Source organism: Achromobacter sp. ACM03 (genome assembly GCF_014851665.1).
In the GTDB taxonomy this organism is placed as follows: Bacteria; Pseudomonadota; Gammaproteobacteria; order Burkholderiales; family Burkholderiaceae_B; genus Achromobacter; species Achromobacter aegrifaciens.
The window spans coordinates 278,989-294,712 of the sequence record NZ_JACVAD010000002.1 but is presented as its reverse complement, the minus strand read 5'-3'; the positions used below and the strand labels follow the sequence as shown (position 1 = coordinate 294,712).

Below are 15,724 nucleotides of genomic sequence, written 5' to 3'. Positions count from 1 at the left end.
GGATCAAGAGCGTTGGCTGTCCGCGCAAGGATCCGCGGCGACTGGACTGCTCTCCTATGACCCCAGACTCTACGCGGCCAGATCAGAAAAATTGGTGATCTTGACAGCGCCATCCGGGAAACGAGCGACCACTTCAAGCTTGCCACCCATTGCCTCAATGTGGCTTCGTAACGTCGATATATACATGTCCGTCCGCTTCTCCATTTTTGCAATGGACGGCTGTTGAACATGCAACACCTCTGCCAGAACTTTCTGCGACAAACCTCGTGCCTGTCGCAGTTCCTGAAGCGGCATCTCTTGAAGCATCTGCTCTGTGGCAGCCTTGGCGCGAAGCTGTGATTCCGGCGACATGGCGGCGCGGAGCGTCCCAAATTTCTTAGCCATTTATCTGCCCTTCCTTTCGCAATAATCTCAAATGATCGTCATATAGTTTGTCTGCCAGCGGCACAAACTCTTCATACCAACGATCGTTGCCCGTCTTGTCCCCGCCTATCAACAAAATTGCCGCTCGCCTTGGATCAAAGGCATACAACGTGCGCAGCGGGCGGCCTCCGGCTTGAGTCCTAAGTTCCCGCATGTACTCATGCTTGGAACCGTTGATGCCGCTGGAATGCGGGAAGCCGAGGGTGGTGCCACGAGCTTCCAGAAGACCAACGGTAGCGGCGACAGACTCTTGTTCTCCACATTCGGGAGCGCATACGCGAGGAGCTGCTCTTCGAGGCCTACTCGAAGTGGATCGACAAGATCGCAAATCAGCCAGGGGAGAGACACGATGCGGCGGCTTGCTGCGCGGCACCTTCGGGCGAGGCAATCAGGCCTTCTGAACCGGAGTCGGAATAGCCACATTCAGGCCCAGTGCGGACCCAAGCCATTCCTTAGTCTTGGATTTGGTGGCGCGCCCGACAGGAATCGAACCTGTATCAAGAGCTTCGGAAACTCTCATTCTATCCATTGAACTACGGGCGCAGCGCAAGGAGGCGGTATTGTACCCAGTTTTCGCTGAACTGCATGAACGGGATCAAATCTTCCGGCAAACTCAGCGAAAACCCCGTCGGTTGCATTGGACTCGTGTCTATGACACCGTTATATAATCCAGCGTTTGCTTGCAAGGCGGGCTCCTTCATGCCGCCGACTTGTGCAGTACTGATTTTCTGTTGCCGCCGCCAGGCGCCCCCGGTACCCGTTAGCAGGATTTGGTCATGAGCAACGAGCAGGAACACATAGAAGAGCACTCCTCCCCCATCAAGACCCCGAAGCAACTGATCGTCACGATCGTCCTGTCTTTCGTGATCCCGATCGCCATCATCATCCTATTGGTGAACATGGTGGTCTCGGGCACCAAAACAGGAGCGGGTTCGGACACGCTGTCCCAAGAAGCTGTCGCCAAGCGCATTGCCCCGGTCGCGGGTTTCCAGCTGGTCGATGCAAATGCCCCCAAGGTCTTCAAGACCGGCGAACAGGTCTTCGCCGCCGTCTGTACGGCCTGTCATACCGCCGGCGTGGCTGGCGCACCCAAGGTGGGCGATAACGCCGCCTGGGCGCCCTTCATCACTGCGGGCTACGACGCCATGATGAACGTGGCCCTGCACGGCAAGGGCGGCATGCCCGCCAAGGGTGGCAACCCCACGCTGTCCGACTACGAAGTCGCGCGCGCCGTGGTGTACATGGCAAACAAGTCGGGCGCTTCGCTGCCCGAACCCGCCGCTCCGGCCGCGGAAGGCGACAAGAAGGAAGCCGCTGCCGCTCCCGCCGCAGCGCCTGCAGCGCCCGCCGCTGCCGCCCCCGCTGCGGCAGCCCCGGCACCGGCCGCCGCCGCGCCTGCTCCCGCTCCGGCAGCCCAAGCCGCCGCGCCGCAAGTAGCGGCAGTCAATCCGGCCGGCGAAAAGCTGTACAAGAGCGTCTGTTTCGCCTGCCATGCCACCGGCGTGGCCAACGCCCCCAAGTTCGGCGACAAGGCCGCCTGGGAGCCCTACATCAAGACCGGCATGGACGCCATGGTGAAGGTCGCCATGCAAGGCAAGCCGCCGATGCCCCCGAAGGGCGGCGCGGCCAACGCCTCGGAAGACGACATCCGCGCAGCGGTGCAGTACATGGTGGATGCGGCCAAGTGAAGTAAGGCTCGCGGCCCATGATGAATAAAGCCCCTTGATCTGATCAAGGGGCTTTTTCTTTGCGCCAGACCGCGGGCGCGACTCGATTGCGAAGTCTTGTGCTGGCGCTCAGGCGCGCGCCACCCAGGCGCCTTCCACCTCGGCCAACTGGCTGCTGATCTGGCCGGCGGCCTCGATGACCGCCGCGCGGAACGGCTCGAGACGGCAATGCTCGGCGCGCACGATCAGGCTCAGCCCGGCCACCACGCGTTGCTCCAGAAAAATCGGCGCTGCAATGCCTATGGTCCCCGGCGTGATCTCGGAATCGCTGACGGCGACGCCCGCCTCGCGGATGGCATCGAGTTCCAGGCACAGGTCCTTCAGGCTCTTCCAGTGCGAAATGGCGCGCACTTCCTCTTCGTGGGCCAGGTACATGCGCTCCAGGGCGCGGCGGCTCTGGTGCGCCAGGATGACTTTGGAGGTCGCGCCGCGGAACATCGGCATGGTGGCGCCGCGTTCGTAGCGGCCCACGCGCGCGGCCGGGTCGCCGATTTCCTGGTGGATGCACATGACCTTGTCCTGGTAGCTGCGCGTGAGCACCGAGGCCGACGAGGGCGTGGTGGCCTCCACCAGCCGCCGCATCAGCGGCTCCGCCACCTTGAGCAAGGGGTCGCCATGGCGCATCAGCAGGTCGAAATGGGCAAACGTGGGCCCCAGCACGTAGCGCGCGCCCATCACCGGGGTCAGGAAATCCGCGCGCACCAGTTCCTGCACGTCGCGATAGGCCGAGCTGACGGACACATCCATTTCAACGGCGATTTCCTCCACCGACCATGCGGCGCTCCTGTCATAGAGCTGCAGGATGTGCAGTATCCGGTTGCGCGTCCTGATTTCACCCGCCACGTCGCCCTCTCTTTGTTGTTGCGCCTTTACGGCCCGCAATTTCGCATCCATTGCGAAATTTAATTTCTCCGCGATTCTAGCAGCGTCATCCCTCCCTCTGCCCCGGGGCTGTGGCGCGAAATCGCGGGGGCTTGCCAAAGCGTCAACTCGATGCAAAAATTCATTTAATCGCAATGGTTGCGAATTTAATGTTTTTTGCAAAGGCGCATCATGGCAATCGATGAAACCTCCGAAACACGCATTCCGGTCACCTTGCTGACGGGATTCCTGGGCAGCGGCAAGACCACTCTGCTGAATCACTGGCTGCGCGATCCGGCGCTGGCCGATGCGGCGGTCATCGTCAACGAGTTTGGCGAGATCGGCATCGATCACGCGCTGATCGCCAGCAGTAACGACAACACCATCGAACTGAGCACGGGATGCCTGTGCTGCACCGTGCAGGGCGATCTGGTCGAGACGCTGCGCGATTTGCGCGCCAAGCGCAGCGCTGGCCAGATTCCGGCCTTCGACCGCGTCCTGATCGAGACCACGGGCATGGCCGACGTGGTGCCGGTCATCCAGGCCTTGATGACGTTTCCGGTGGCGCGCTCGTTTCGCCTGAACCGCGTGCTGACCGTGGTGGATGCCGTCAACGGGCCAGGCACCCTGGCGGCACACCCGGAAGCCATCAAGCAGGTGGCTGTGGCCGATGCCTTGATCGTCACCAAGACCGACCTGCCGGACGCGCGCGCCACGGCGCTTGTGGACACGCTTGCGCAAGTCAACCCCGGCGCCACGCGCCTGGTCTGCGACCCCGCCGCCCGGCCGGACGCCACCGTGCTGGACGGACCCGACGTCTATGACGTGGATGTGCGCCCGGAGCAGGCGCGGCAATGGCTCAATGCCGCGCCCTACGCGGACGGGCATGGGCATGGGCACCACCATGAACACACGCATGCGCATGACCATGCGCGCATCGACAGCTTCTGCCTGGACTTCGCCGACCCCTTGCACTGGTCCCAGGTCAGCGCCTGGCTGGATGCGCTGGTCATGGCGCATCCCGACGAGCTGCTGCGCGTCAAGGGCATCCTGCACATCGCCGGCCACGAACGGCCCATCGTGCTGCAAGCGGTGCAGCGCCTGTTCCATCCGCCTGTCGAGTTGCCGCAATGGCCGGACGCGGACCGGCAATCCCGCATGGTTTTCATTACCAAAGGCCTGAGCAAGGACTACGTCATGCAGGTCTGGGACACGGTGCGCGAGCGCGCCCTCCCGCCTGCCGCCCGCGCGGCCTGATCGTTTCGGCATTCCCCATCACAAGGAAAACAGCATGGACACTTTGATCAAGAACGGCCTGGTGGTCACTCCCCAGGGACAGGTGCGCGCCGCTATCGGCATCCGCGACGGCAAGATCGCCGGCTTGTACGAGGCAGGCAGCGAACCCGAGGCGCGCAACGTCATCGACGCCAGCGGCCTGGCCGTATTGCCGGGCGCGATCGACATGCACTCGCACCACCGCCAGGGCTCGCAGAAGGGGTTCGAGTACAAGGACACCATCCTCACCGCCACGCAGCAATGCGCCGCTGGCGGCGTTACCACCAGCGTGGGCATGCCCAACGTCAATCCGCCGCCCAACTCGCTGGACCTGCTGGAAAAGCAGTTCGCCATCTACCGCAGCGATGCCGTGGTCGACTGGAACTTCAACCCGGCGCCAACGATAGAGTCGGAAATGGAAGCCATGACCGCCACGGGTATCGCCGCGTTCAAGATCTTCATGGTGGTGGACACGGGCCGAGACTACCCGCACATGCCCGGCATCGGCGTGCATGATCACGGCAAGCTGCTGCGCATCATGCAGCGCTGCGCCGAACTGGACGTGCCCTTGATGGTGCATCCCCACGACCAGGCCCTGATGGACGTGATCGAACAGACCTACTGGGACCGAGGCGAACGCGACGCTCTCGCCTATGCGCGCGCCTACGCCGCCCACGATGGCGTGATCTGGGAAACCGCCATTGCCACGCTGCTGCGGCTGCAGAAGGCGGCCGGCTGCCACCTGCACATCCTGCACACCCAGACCGCCGGCAGCGTGCAGCTCATCCGCGAGGCCAAGGCGGCAGGCCAGAAGGTCACCTGCGAAATCAATCCCTGGGCCCTGTTCCTGGGTTGCGAATGGTCGGCCATCCAGCGCCTGGGCTCGTATGCGCTGTCGTACTGGGTGCCGGAGAAGAACGTGCCCGGCTTGTGGGAAGGCCTGAACGACGGAACGATCGACATCATCGCCACCGACCATGCGCCGCACACGCGCGAAGAAAAGGAAGTGGGCTGGACCGATGGCTGGAAAGCCCATACCGGCACGCCATCGACGCAGTTCTACCTGAGCATGTTCCTGACGGCGGCCCAGGAAGGCAAGATCAGCCTGGAGCGCGTGGCCGAGGCATGTTCGGCCAAGCCCGCGGAATTGTTCCGACTGCGCAGCAAGGGTGAAATCCGCGCGGGCCTGGACGCCGATCTGGTGCTGGTCGATCTGGAGACGGAATACGAGGTGCGTGACGAGGACGTGCTCAGCCTGGTGGGCTGGAGCCCCTATGCCGGCCGCCGCCTCAAGGGCAAGCCGGTGCACACCATGGTGCGCGGCGCCACGGTATATGCGGACGGTAAAGTGGTCGGCGCCAAGGGCGGCGGCCAGATGGCTGCCGCGGTACGCTGAAGCCCAGGCCGCGCATCACTACGACACAAGGGGAAAACATCATGAATCGTCGTCAGTTCTCGCGGCTGCTGGCTTCTGCGCCATTGCTGCTGCCCACGTTGGTCCGCGCCCAGGATGGGACCGCCATCACGTTGATCGTGCCGTATCCGCCTGGCGGCAATACCGACTACGTGGCGCGCATTACCTCCGATTCGCTACGCCGCACCCTGGGTTCATCGGTCGTGGTGAAGAACCAGGCCGGCGCAGGCGGCACTATTGCCACCGATGCGCTGATACGCTCGCGCAACGACGGCAACACGCTGATGGTGGGCTCCATCGGCCAGGTTTCGCTGGTGCGGTTTTTGTTCAATGTGCGTTACGACCCGTTGAACGATCTGGTGCCGGTCGCCAACATCGCCAGCAATCCGCTGGTGCTCACGGTGCCGTCCAGTTCGCGTTTCCAGAGCCTGGCGCAACTGATCGAGTATGGCCGGGCCAAGCCGGGCGCGCTGACCGTCGCGCACGGCGGCGAAGGGTCGATGTCGCACATGTCGGTGCTGGTGTTTCTCAAGCGCGCGGGTGTCGAGGCGACACTGATCGGCTACCGGGGCGGCGCGCCCGCCCTGCTCGACACCATGGGCGGCACGACCGATCTGTACTCGGCCAACATCTCCGAAATCCTGCCGTACAAGGACAGCGGCCGCATTCGTTTCCTGGGCGTGTCCAGCCGCCAGCCCGTGCCTCAGTTGCCCGGCGTGCCGGCCATCGCCGACACCATCTCCGGACACGAGATCGAAACCTGGAACGGCCTGTTCGCGCCCCCTGGCACGCCCGCCGAAGTGGTGGACAGGCTGGCCGACGCCGTGCAGGTCATGCTGCGCGACCCGGAGGTGCTCAGCAAATTCGACGCGTCCGGCAGCCAGCCGCGGGCAGGCGAAGTAAAGGAGAAGTTCGCCCGGCGCATCCGCGACGACATCGCGCTATGGACGCCGCTGGTGTCCCTGATCGGGGTCAAGCCGGCGAACTGAGGCGGCCGGCGTCGCGAAAAAAAGCCCGCAAGACATGATGTCTTGCGGGCTTTTTCGCATGCCAGGGCGGCGCCTGCCATGCTCATCGCGTCACTCTTCGCCAGCCGCCTTGGTCAGCGACATGCCCAGCTGCACGCGGCGCTGCAGCCACAGGCTGGGGCGATAGCGTGGATCGCCGGTCACGCGCTGCATGCTCTTGAGGATTTCCAGGATGCGGTCGGCGCCGAGCTTGTCGCCCAGGGCCAGCGGGCCCACCGGATAACCCAGGCCCAGCGTCACCGCCAGGTCGATGTCCTTGGGCGTGGCGATCTGCTGCTGCGCGATGTCGCTGGCGATGTTGACGATGGTGGCGACGATGCGCTGGGCGATGAAGCCAGGCGAATCCTCGATCACCGTGACGGGCACGCCGTCCGCAGCCAGCAGCGCGTGCGCGGCGTCGCGCCACTTGGCTTCGGTGGCGGGCGACACCATGATGGTGCGGCGCTTGGCGCTGTCGAAGGCGTAGAGCGTGTCCAGGCCGACCGTGCGGGCCGCGTTCAGGCCTTGCGCGGAAACGGTGGTGGAGACGTCTTCGCCGTAGGGCGTGACCAGGATGAGCGCGTCGGCGTCGGGCGTGGAACCGGTCACCAGCGTGGCGCCCAGCTTTTCGACCAGCGCGGCGGCGCGGGCGTAGCCTTCACCGTGCTTGGGGCTGACCCAGACCTTCAGGTTTTCGGGCAGCGCCGGCACGGGCGGCTCGGCCGGCACCTGCTTCTGGCCGTCGGCGTAGACGTAGAAACCTTCGCCGGCCTTGCGGCCGATCAGCCCGCCTGCCAGGCGCACGGTGGTGATGGGCGAAGGACGGAAGCGCGGCTCGTCGAAGAACTGGCGGTAGATGGACTCCATGACGGGGTGCGACACGTCCAGCGCCGTCAGGTCCAGCAGTTCGAACGGACCCATGCGGAAACCGGCCTGCTCGCGCATCACGGCGTCGACCTGGGCGAAGGTCGCCACGGCTTCCTGCGCCACGCGTAGGCCTTCGGTATTCATGCCGCGGCCAGCGTGGTTGACGATGAAGCCCGGCATGTCCTTGGCGCGCACGGGCGTGTGGCCCATGCGGCGCGCCAGCTCGGCCAGCGCGTCGCCGACTTCGGGCGCGCTGCGCAGGCCGTCGATGACTTCGACCACCTTCATCAGCGCGACCGGGTTGAAGAAGTGGTAGCCGGCCACGCGCTGCGGCCGCTTGCAGGCGGCGGCGATGGCGGTGATCGACAGCGACGAGGTGTTCGACGCCAGGATGCAATCTTCGGCCACCACGCCTTCCAGCGCGGCAAACAGGTCACGCTTGACGTCCAGGCGTTCGACGATGGCTTCCACCACCAGCTGGCAGTTGGACATGTCGGTCAGCGCGGTGGCGGATTCCACGCGTTCCAGCGCGGCCTGCGCGTCGGCCGCGCTCAGCTTGCCCTTCTGGGCCAGCTTGTCCCATGTCTGGCGCAACGATTCGCGCGCAGCCGCCACGGCATCGGCGCTGGTGTCGTACAGGCGCACGCGCAGCCCGGCCTGCGCCGCGATCTGCGCGATGCCGCGCCCCATGGCCCCGGCGCCGACGACGCCGATGGTTTGAATCTCCTTCATCAACACTCTCCTGCCTTTATTGGATGGGGTTCAGGCCCGGCTTTGCGCCAGCGCCAGGATTTCTTCGGCCGACAGGCCCAGCTTCTCGGACAGCACCTGTTCGGTGTGCTCGCCCAGCATGGGCGGCGGACGACGGTACTCGACCGGGCTGTCGGAAAACTTCAGCGGGCTGGAGGCAATGGGCACTGTGCCCGCGGTCGGATGCGGCATTTCGCGCTTCATGCCGCGCGCCAGGACCTGCGGGTCTTCGTAGACCTGGTCCAGCGTGTTGATGGGGCCGGCGGGAACGCCCACGCCTTCCAGCGCGGCCAGCCAGTGGTCGCGCGCGCCGGTGGCCATGCGTTCGGCCAGGAGCGGCACCAGTTCGGCGCGGTTCTTCACGCGCTGCGGATTGGTGGCAAAGCGCGGATCGGCCGACAGCTCGGGCAGGCCGATCGCGCCGCAGTAGTTGCGGAACTGGCTGTCGTTGCCGACCGCCACGATCAGGTGGCCGTCGCTGGCCGCGAAGACCTGGTAAGGCACCAGATTCTGGTGCGCATTGCCGGCGCGCTTGGGCGCCACGCCCGAGGTCATGTAATTGAGGTTCTGGTTGGCCAGCATGCTGACCTGGCAGTCCAGCAGCGCCATGTCGATGTGCTGGCCCAGGCCGCTGCGCGAGCGCTCGTGCAGCGCGGCCAGGATGCCCACCGTGGAGTACATGCCGGTCATCAGGTCGGTCACCGCCACGCCCGCTTTCTGCGGCCCGCCGCCGGGCAGGTCATCGCGTTCGCCGGTGATGCTCATCAGCCCGCCCATGCCCTGGATCATGAAGTCATAGCCGGGGCGGCTGGCGTAAGGGCCGGTCTGGCCGAAGCCGGTGATGGAGCAGTAGATCAGGCGCGGGTTGAGCTCCTTCAGGCTTTCGTAGTCCAGGCCGTACTTGGACAGGCCGCCCACCTTGAAGTTTTCAACCAGGATGTCGCTTTGCAGCGCCAGTTCGCGCACCAGCTCGGCGCCGCGCGGCGAGGCGATGTCCAGCGCCACCGACAGCTTGTTGCGGTTGGCGGACAGGTAATACGCAGCTTCGGTGGTGTCGTTGCCCGCCTCGTCCTTCAGGTACGGAGGCCCCCAGGCCCGCGTGTCGTCGCCCGCGCCGGGGCGTTCGATCTTGATGACCTCGGCGCCGAGGTCGGCGAGGTTCTGGGTGCACCAGGGACCCGCCAGGACGCGGGTGAGATCCAGCACGCGTATGCCGGTAAGGGGAGCGGGACGTTGCGACATTAGTCTTTTCGCTAGAAGAGAAATGAAAACGTCCGGCTTGCGGCGGCGCGCAAGCCAGACTGGAATTCCGTCATGCCGGCGGCGCGCGGCCGCTGGCGCGTCATATGCCGGCGCGGCCATGGGCCGTGCGCCGGATCACCGTCAGTCATGCAGGATATTAGCCTCTTGCGCCGGGTCCGCGCTCAGGAATGCGCCTTGATGGTTTCGCGGGCGATCACCAGCTGCTGGATCTGCGAAGTGCCTTCGAAGATGCGGAACAGACGCACGTCGCGGTAGAAGCGCTCGACCGCGTACTCCGACATGTAGCCGGCGCCGCCGTGGATCTGCACCGCACGGTCAGCCACGCGGCCCACCATTTCGGTGGCGTACAGCTTGCAGCAAGCGGCCTGCATGGTGGTGTTCTCGCCGCGGTCGCGCATGCGGGCGGCGTCCAGCACCATGCAGCGCGCGGCGTAGAGTTCGGCCTGGCTGTCGGCGATCATGGCCTGGATCAGCTGGAATTCGGCGATGGGTTGGCCGAATTGCTTACGCTCAATGGCGTACTTCACGGCATCGCTCAGCAGGCGGTCGGCGATGCCCACGCACAGCGCCGAGATATGCAGGCGGCCCTTGTCCAGCACCCGCATCGAGGTGCGGAAACCGTTGCCCTCTTCGCCGCCCAGCAGCGCGCTGGCCGGGACGCGGCAGTTGTCGAACACCACGTCGCTGGTCAGGGCGCCGGCCTGGCCCATCTTCTTGTCGGGCTTGCCGATGGTCAGGCCCGGCGTGCCTGCTTCGACCAGGAAGCACGAAATGGAATTGGCGCGGCGTTCCGGCGCGGTGCGGGCCATGACAGAGAACAGGCCGGCGATGGGCGCGTTGGTGATGTAGCGCTTGGTGCCGTTGAGCACATAGCTGTCGCCGTCGCGCACCGCGGACAGGCGCAGCGCCATCGCGTCGGAACCTGCGTCGGGTTCGGTCAGCGCGAACGAGCCGATCAATTCGCCGCTGGCCAGCTTGGGCAGGTAGCGGGCGCGCTGCTCGTCGGTACCGGCCAGCACGATGGCCTGCGAGCCGATGCCGATGTTGGTGCCGGCCAGCGAACGGAACGCGGGCGAGGTCTGCCCCAGTTCGAAGACTACTCGCACTTCCTCTTCCATGGTGAGGCCCAGGCCGCCATGGTCGGGCGAGATGGACAGGCCGAACAGGCCCAGGTCGCGCATCTCGTTGACGATGTCGGGCGGCACCTGGCCGCTTTCGGCGAGTTCGTCTTCGGCGGGGATCAGGCGTTCGTGCACGAAACGGCGCACGGCGTCCAGCAACAGGTTCAGGGTTTCGGTATCAAGGGCCATGGTGGGAGTCTCAAGAAGATACGGGGCAAGCCGGGGACAGCCGCGCTTCAGGCGCGCATGCCTCCGACCAATAGATCGAAATAGCCGGCGGCGATGGCTTCGGCGCTGTCGCCCTGGCCGGGCTTGTACCAGCGCACCATCCAGTTCAGCATGGACAACACGGCGCGGCCCGCCGCGGCCACGTCCAGCGCGCGGAACTCGCCGGCGGCGACGCCTTGCGCGATCAGTTCGCGCAGGCGCTTCTCGTAGCCGTCGCGCAGCCGGGCGGCGTCTTCGCGTTCGGTCAGGGCCATGCCGGAATAGCCGATCAGCATGGTGACGAATTCGGCGTGGTGCTGCTCGAAGTAGCGCGCGTGGCCCACCATGAAGGCGCGCAGCCGGGCCGTGGCGCCCTCCGCCCGCGCCACATCCTGGGCGACGGCCTGCGTCAGGCCGCTGAGCACGGCCAGGATGATGGCGTCGTAGATGTCTTGCTTGGTGGTGTAGTAGTGGTAGATGGCCGCCTTGGACACGCCGAGCGCGCCGGCCAGGTCGGATACCGAGCTGCCGTCGTAGCCGCTTTGGGCGAAGAGCTTGGCGGCTTCTTCCAGGATGCGTTCGCGCGGGGCCGCCACGGTGGGCGGCCGGCCGGCGCGGGCGCGTTTCTGGGCGGGAGGGGCGGAGGTCGCCATGGCAGCCTTTGCAAGGGCCGCGCCGCAGCTGCCGGAGGGACTCGCGTACCTCCATTGACAGCGCTTCAGCGCATGCCGTTTAATAAGGATTAATTAATTACCGGACGGTCGGTAGGTAATTATAGGCACACCCGCCAACGGTGTTCAAGTCCTGATGTTCAAGTTCTCCCGTGACCTTTTTCCGCGACGAAGCCATGCCCCACTCTCTCGTGACTGATTTGTACGGCCAGATGTCCCTGCCGGTCATCTGCGCCCCGATGTTCATCGTGTCCAATCCCAAGCTGGTGGTGGCGCAGTGCACCAGCGGCATCGTGGGGTCGTTCCCCGCGCTGAACGCGCGTCCGCAGAGCCTGCTGACCGACTGGCTGGACGAAGTCCAGGCCGGCCTGGCGTCGCACCGCGAGGCCAACCCCGGCGCGACGGTGGCGCCGTTTGCGGTCAACCAGATCATCCATCAGTCCAACGACCGGTTGGAGCAGGACCTGGCCGTGTGCGCCAGCCACCGCGTGCCGCTCATCATCACCAGCCTGCGCGCCCCCGGCGACCTGGTCAAAGGCATCCATGACTGGGGCGGCAAGGTGTTCCATGACGTGACCACCATCCGCCACGCCGAAAAGGCGCTGGAAGCCGGCGTGGACGGCCTGATCCTGGTGTGCGCCGGCGCTGGCGGCCATGCGGGCACGCTCAGCCCCTTCGCGCTGGTGTCCGAAGTGCGCCGCTTCTATGACGGCCCGCTGATCCTGTCGGGCGCGATCACCTCGGGTGCGCACATCCTGGCCGCGCAGGCCATGGGCGCGGACTTCGCCTATATGGGTACGCGCTTCATCGCCAGCGAGGAAGCCAACGCCAGCGAAGGCTACAAGTCCGCCATCGTGGACGCCAGCGCCTCGGACATCCTGTATACCCCGTTCTTCACCGGCATTCCCGGCAACTACCTGAAGGCCAGCATCGCCGCTGCCGGCCTGGACCCGGCCAACCTGCCGCAGCCAGACAGCGGCGCGTCCAATTTCGGCTCCACCCGGGTCAAGCCCTGGAAGGACATCTGGGGCGCGGGCCAGGGCGTAGGCGGCATCGCCAGCGTGCTGCCGACCCGCCAGATCGTGGACACGCTGCGCAGCGAATACGCGGACGCCAAGTCCCGCCTGGCCGACGGTTTCGGCGCATGAGCGCCGGCCTGCAGGTCAGCCGCGACGGCGCGGTGCTGACGCTGACCATCAATCGCCCGGACCGCCGCAACGCGCTGGATACGGCCACTTATGCCGCCCTGACCGAGCAGATCACTCTGGCATGCGCCGACACGGCGCTGGCGGCAGTGGTCCTGACCGGCGCGGGCGAGCATTTCACGGCGGGCAATGATTTGCGCGACTTCCAGGCGGAACGCGGCGCAGGCGACAGCGCCGCCTTGACCTTCCTGCGGGCGCTGGTCATGGCGGACGTGCCGGTCATCGCCGCAGTCGAAGGCTATGCCATCGGCATCGGTGTGACCCTGTTGCAGCACTGCGATTTCGTCCACATCGGCGAAGGCGCCACCTTGCGCATGCCGTTCGTGGCGCTGGGGCTGTGCCCGGAAGGCGCTTCCAGCCTGCTGATGCCGCGCCTGGCCGGCGCCCGCCGCGCCGCTGAATGGCTGTTGCAGGGCAAGGCCTTCACGGCGCAGGACGCCTGCGACGCCGGGCTGGCCACTTCGGTCACGCCCAAGGGCCAGGCGCTGGCGGCGGCGCAAGCCACCGCCGCCGACCTGGCGCGCCAGCCGCCGGCCGCGCTGCGCCTGACCAAGGCCATGCTGCGCCGCCCGGACCGCCAGGCGATCCAGGACACGCTGGACTATGAAGCCCAGCAATTCCGCATCCGCCTGCAATCCGAGGAAGCGCAGGCGGCGTTCGCGAAGTTCTTCAAGAAGTAGGAAAGCCGGATTGCGCGCCCTAGCCTGGCGCGCGTAATCCGTCGCCTCAGAACGGCGAATCCGGCCGGAAGTTCGGGGCGCGGCGTTCGCGCAGGGACTGGATCCCTTCGCGCACGTCCGGACCGCCAAAGCCCATGAATTCCAGCGCCAGCGACGTATCGAAGCTGGGTCCGGCCATGCGCAGCCAGTTGTTCAGCGAGTACTTGGTCCAGCGGATGGCGGTCTGGGAACCGGCGGCCAGCTTGTTGGCGACCTCGAAGGCGCGGCCGATGAGTTCGGCCTCGTCCACGCACAGCGACACCAGGCCGATGCGCTCGGCTTCCTCGCCGGTCACGGTTTCGCACAGCATCAGGTAGTACTTGGCGCGCGCCATGCCGCAAAGCAGCGGCCAGACGATTGCGGCGTGGTCGCCGGCCGTCACGCCCAGGCGGGTATGGCCGTCGATGATGCGCGCGTCGCGCGCCGCGATTGAGATGTCGGCCAGCAGGCCGGCCACCAGGCCCGCGCCCACGGCCGCGCCATGCATGGCGGACACGATGGGCTTGTTGCAGTTGATGATGTTGTAGACCAGGTCGCGAGCCTCGCGCCAGACGCGGGTGCGCACGTCGAAGTCGTCGGCCATCTGCTGCACCAGGTCCAGGTCGCCCCCGCCCGAAAAGCCCTTGCCCTCGCCGCGGATCACCACCACCCGGGTGTCCGGGTCGGTGTCGATATCGCGCCAGATGTCGGCCAATTCGCGGTGCATGCGGTCATCGGCGGTGGACAGCTTGCCCGGCATGCCGCCCTTGGCGCCCATGATCACCTCCAGCACCCCGCCGGGGTGCCGGCGCAGTTTCAGGGACTCATAGGCGGAATAGTGTTCCAGCGTGATGTCGCTCATGTTCGTCTCCACGTAATCTTGTCTTGAGGCCGGGCCGAATGCCGGCCGGTTTGGGCGCACTATAGTAGATACGCGCTTTCGCGCCACGCCGCCATCCCCAGGAGCCTCAGCCCATGAACACTACCGCCCCGTCCGCCGGCGGCGCCATCGACCGCGCCGCCCTGCCCGCCCTGTTCGCGCCGCGCGGCCAGGACACCCACAAGGGCAGTTTCGGCACAGTGGGCGTGGTGGGCGGCGGCCCGGGCATGACGGGCGCGGCGCTGCTGGCCGCGCGCGCCGCCCTGAAGACCGGCGCCGGCAAGGTGCTGGTCGGCTTCGCCCAGGACGCCGCGCCGCTGGCCTGCGATCCGCTGCAGCCCGAACTGATGCTGCGCGACGCCCGCTCGCTGCTGGAACAAGACTGGGGCGTCACCGCCTGGGTGGCGGGCTGCGGCATCGGCACGGACGCCCTGGCGGCCAACGCCTTGTCCGAACTATTCGTGCTGCGCCGCGGCTCGCCCCTGGTGCTGGACGCGGACGGCCTGAATCTGCTGGCCCGCGGCGACATCCAGCCCAACTGGGGCGAGGGCGCCGTGGTGCTGACGCCCCATCCGGCCGAGGCCGGGCGGCTGCTCGGCATGGACACGGCCGAGGTGCAGGCCGACCGGCCGGCCGCCGCCAGGAAACTGGCCCAGCGCTACCGCGCCTGGATCGTGCTGAAGGGCGCGGGCACCGTGGTCTGCTCCCCGGATGGCGATCTGCGGGTCAATACCAGCGGCAATCCGGGGCTCGCCACCGCCGGAACCGGGGACGTATTAGCGGGCATGCTGGGCTCGTTGATCGCCCAGAAGCTGCCGCTGGAGCAGGCGGTCGCCGGGGCAGTCTGGCTGCACGGCGCGGCCGCCGACGCGCTGGTCGCCCAGGGTGTCGGCCCCATCGGACTGACCGCCGGCGAGCTGGCGGATGCCGTCCGCGCCCTGCGCAATGGCGGCTAAGTCCCTGCGGCATAAACATTTTTACAACATATAGGGGTTTACCCTAGAAATGGCATTGCTTTTATTCTAGGGTTATCCCTATAATGGTTTACCCCAAGACGAAACGGACTGGAGCAAACCATGAGCGAACTGACCCTGAACCACACTGCCCGCCTGACCGACGCGCTGGAGCGTGACCTGCTCCGCGGCGCCCTCGAGAACCAACCGAATTCCCATCCGCTGACCAGCCTGAAGAAGGCCGGCCAAGCCGTAGTGGCAGCTGTTGCCGCCGTGTTTTCCTTCATCGACGAAGTGAACGAGTCGATGAACAAGGCCCGCGCCGCCAGCTCGCGCTTCTCCGGTTCGCAGTGGTAAGCCCTGCCGCGCCGGCCTGAGTCGCGATCGATCTCCCGCGATTCA

The 15,724-nt window shown here is 66.2% G+C and carries 15 protein-coding genes, 1 tRNA gene and 1 pseudogene; 8 read left to right on the top strand and 9 right to left on the bottom strand.

All coding sequences use genetic code 11. The features are described 5' to 3' along the window. Positions 1-69 precede the first annotated feature (69 nt). From IB257_RS09630 to IB257_RS09620, 3 genes and pseudogenes are all read right to left on the bottom strand, one after another. Positions 70-384 carry an XRE family transcriptional regulator gene (locus IB257_RS09630; RefSeq protein WP_059377351.1) on the bottom strand — a complete coding sequence of 105 codons (315 nt, stop codon included), beginning with the start codon at positions 382-384 and terminating at the stop codon, positions 70-72. After that, positions 377-679, bottom strand: a pseudogene (locus IB257_RS09625) (type II toxin-antitoxin system RelE/ParE family toxin); the annotation flags it as partial. The gene IB257_RS09630 and the pseudogene IB257_RS09625, both read right to left, overlap by 8 nt. A gap of 212 nt (positions 680-891) precedes the next feature. After that, positions 892-966, bottom strand: a tRNA-Arg gene (locus IB257_RS09620). Positions 967-1,199: 233 nt separating this feature from the next. Between IB257_RS09620 and IB257_RS09615 the strand changes: the two genes are divergently transcribed. Next, a complete protein-coding gene (locus IB257_RS09615) occupies positions 1,200-2,111 on the top strand; it encodes a cytochrome c5 family protein (protein WP_192492226.1) in 912 nt (303 codons plus the stop codon). A gap of 108 nt (positions 2,112-2,219) precedes the next feature. Here the strand turns inward: IB257_RS09615 and IB257_RS09610 are convergent, their stop codons facing one another. Continuing rightward, positions 2,220-3,044 (bottom strand): IclR family transcriptional regulator, encoded by an 825-nt coding sequence (locus IB257_RS09610; RefSeq protein ID WP_054455132.1) that lies wholly within the window; start codon positions 3,042-3,044, stop codon positions 2,220-2,222. A gap of 159 nt (positions 3,045-3,203) precedes the next feature. On the opposite strand from IB257_RS09610, the gene IB257_RS09605 reads away from it, so the two are divergent. From IB257_RS09605 to IB257_RS09595, 3 genes are read left to right on the top strand one after another with little or no spacing between them, the layout of a single operon-like run. Next, a complete protein-coding gene (locus tag IB257_RS09605) occupies positions 3,204-4,268 on the top strand; it encodes a GTP-binding protein (protein ID WP_192492225.1) in 1,065 nt (354 codons plus the stop codon). Next, complete coding sequence (locus IB257_RS09600; RefSeq protein WP_370540109.1) at positions 4,249-5,682, top strand: dihydroorotase family protein; 1,434 nt, start codon at positions 4,249-4,251, stop codon at positions 5,680-5,682. Before IB257_RS09605 ends, IB257_RS09600 begins: the two co-directional genes overlap by 20 nt. Positions 5,683-5,723: 41 nt before the next feature. Beyond that, complete coding sequence (locus IB257_RS09595; protein ID WP_119452137.1) at positions 5,724-6,689, top strand: tripartite tricarboxylate transporter substrate binding protein; 966 nt, start codon at positions 5,724-5,726, stop codon at positions 6,687-6,689. 90 nt (positions 6,690-6,779) lie between these two features. Here the strand turns inward: IB257_RS09595 and IB257_RS09590 are convergent, their stop codons facing one another. The 4 genes from IB257_RS09590 to IB257_RS09575 all read right to left on the bottom strand — a co-directional run bounded on the left by IB257_RS09590 (position 6,780) and on the right by IB257_RS09575 (position 11,568). After that, positions 6,780-8,306 (bottom strand): 3-hydroxyacyl-CoA dehydrogenase, encoded by a 1,527-nt coding sequence (locus tag IB257_RS09590; RefSeq protein ID WP_054455140.1) that lies wholly within the window; start codon positions 8,304-8,306, stop codon positions 6,780-6,782. Between the two features lie 30 nt (positions 8,307-8,336). Next, positions 8,337-9,566 carry a CaiB/BaiF CoA-transferase family protein gene (locus tag IB257_RS09585; protein ID WP_054455142.1) on the bottom strand — a complete coding sequence of 410 codons (1,230 nt, stop codon included), beginning with the start codon at positions 9,564-9,566 and terminating at the stop codon, positions 8,337-8,339. 182 nt (positions 9,567-9,748) lie between these two features. Further along, a complete protein-coding gene (locus IB257_RS09580; RefSeq protein WP_054455144.1) occupies positions 9,749-10,897 on the bottom strand; it encodes an acyl-CoA dehydrogenase family protein in 1,149 nt (382 codons plus the stop codon). Positions 10,898-10,944: 47 nt separating this feature from the next. After that, complete coding sequence (locus IB257_RS09575; protein ID WP_054455146.1) at positions 10,945-11,568, bottom strand: TetR/AcrR family transcriptional regulator; 624 nt, start codon at positions 11,566-11,568, stop codon at positions 10,945-10,947. A gap of 194 nt (positions 11,569-11,762) precedes the next feature. Between IB257_RS09575 and IB257_RS09570 the strand changes: the two genes are divergently transcribed. Together IB257_RS09570 and IB257_RS09565 are read left to right on the top strand one after the other, a co-directional pair. Further along, entirely contained in the window at positions 11,763-12,734 is a 972-nt protein-coding gene (locus IB257_RS09570; protein WP_054455881.1) for a nitronate monooxygenase family protein, read from the top strand. Next, entirely contained in the window at positions 12,731-13,471 is a 741-nt protein-coding gene (locus IB257_RS09565; RefSeq protein ID WP_054455148.1) for an enoyl-CoA hydratase-related protein, read from the top strand. The genes IB257_RS09570 and IB257_RS09565 overlap by 4 nt, the downstream gene beginning before the upstream one ends. 46 nt (positions 13,472-13,517) lie before the next feature. Here the strand turns inward: IB257_RS09565 and IB257_RS09560 are convergent, their stop codons facing one another. Further along, the gene (locus IB257_RS09560) at positions 13,518-14,351 is read right to left on the bottom strand and encodes an enoyl-CoA hydratase/isomerase family protein (protein WP_054455150.1); all 834 of its coding nucleotides are present in this window, start codon (positions 14,349-14,351) and stop codon (positions 13,518-13,520) included. A gap of 113 nt (positions 14,352-14,464) precedes the next feature. On the opposite strand from IB257_RS09560, the gene IB257_RS09555 reads away from it, so the two are divergent. Together IB257_RS09555 and IB257_RS09550 are read left to right on the top strand one after the other, a co-directional pair. Then, positions 14,465-15,325 carry an NAD(P)H-hydrate dehydratase gene (locus tag IB257_RS09555; protein WP_192492223.1) on the top strand — a complete coding sequence of 287 codons (861 nt, stop codon included), beginning with the start codon at positions 14,465-14,467 and terminating at the stop codon, positions 15,323-15,325. 120 nt (positions 15,326-15,445) lie between these two features. Beyond that, the gene (locus tag IB257_RS09550) at positions 15,446-15,679 is read left to right on the top strand and encodes a hypothetical protein (RefSeq protein WP_054455155.1); all 234 of its coding nucleotides are present in this window, start codon (positions 15,446-15,448) and stop codon (positions 15,677-15,679) included. The last annotated feature ends 45 nt before the right edge of the window (positions 15,680-15,724 follow it).

What these genes read in the sequence shown, in the direction of transcription:
- IB257_RS09570 (WP_054455881.1), top strand. Translation starts at nt 11,763, where the DNA reads ATGCCCCACTCTCTCGTGACTGATTTGTACGGCCAGATGTCCCTGCCG.
- IB257_RS09590 (WP_054455140.1), bottom strand. Translation starts at nt 8,306, where the DNA reads ATGAAGGAGATTCAAACCATCGGCGTCGTCGGCGCCGGGGCCATGGGG.
- IB257_RS09555 (WP_192492223.1), top strand. Translation starts at nt 14,465, where the DNA reads ATGAACACTACCGCCCCGTCCGCCGGCGGCGCCATCGACCGCGCCGCC.
- IB257_RS09610 (WP_054455132.1), bottom strand. Translation starts at nt 3,044, where the DNA reads ATGGATGCGAAATTGCGGGCCGTAAAGGCGCAACAACAAAGAGAGGGC.
- IB257_RS09605 (WP_192492225.1), top strand. Translation starts at nt 3,204, where the DNA reads ATGGCAATCGATGAAACCTCCGAAACACGCATTCCGGTCACCTTGCTG.
- IB257_RS09615 (WP_192492226.1), top strand. Translation starts at nt 1,200, where the DNA reads ATGAGCAACGAGCAGGAACACATAGAAGAGCACTCCTCCCCCATCAAG.
- IB257_RS09560 (WP_054455150.1), bottom strand. Translation starts at nt 14,351, where the DNA reads ATGAGCGACATCACGCTGGAACACTATTCCGCCTATGAGTCCCTGAAA.
- IB257_RS09550 (WP_054455155.1), top strand. Translation starts at nt 15,446, where the DNA reads ATGAGCGAACTGACCCTGAACCACACTGCCCGCCTGACCGACGCGCTG.
- IB257_RS09580 (WP_054455144.1), bottom strand. Translation starts at nt 10,897, where the DNA reads ATGGCCCTTGATACCGAAACCCTGAACCTGTTGCTGGACGCCGTGCGC.
- IB257_RS09630 (WP_059377351.1), bottom strand. Translation starts at nt 384, where the DNA reads ATGGCTAAGAAATTTGGGACGCTCCGCGCCGCCATGTCGCCGGAATCA.
- IB257_RS09585 (WP_054455142.1), bottom strand. Translation starts at nt 9,566, where the DNA reads ATGTCGCAACGTCCCGCTCCCCTTACCGGCATACGCGTGCTGGATCTC.
- IB257_RS09595 (WP_119452137.1), top strand. Translation starts at nt 5,724, where the DNA reads ATGAATCGTCGTCAGTTCTCGCGGCTGCTGGCTTCTGCGCCATTGCTG.
- IB257_RS09575 (WP_054455146.1), bottom strand. Translation starts at nt 11,568, where the DNA reads ATGGCGACCTCCGCCCCTCCCGCCCAGAAACGCGCCCGCGCCGGCCGG.
- IB257_RS09565 (WP_054455148.1), top strand. Translation starts at nt 12,731, where the DNA reads ATGAGCGCCGGCCTGCAGGTCAGCCGCGACGGCGCGGTGCTGACGCTG.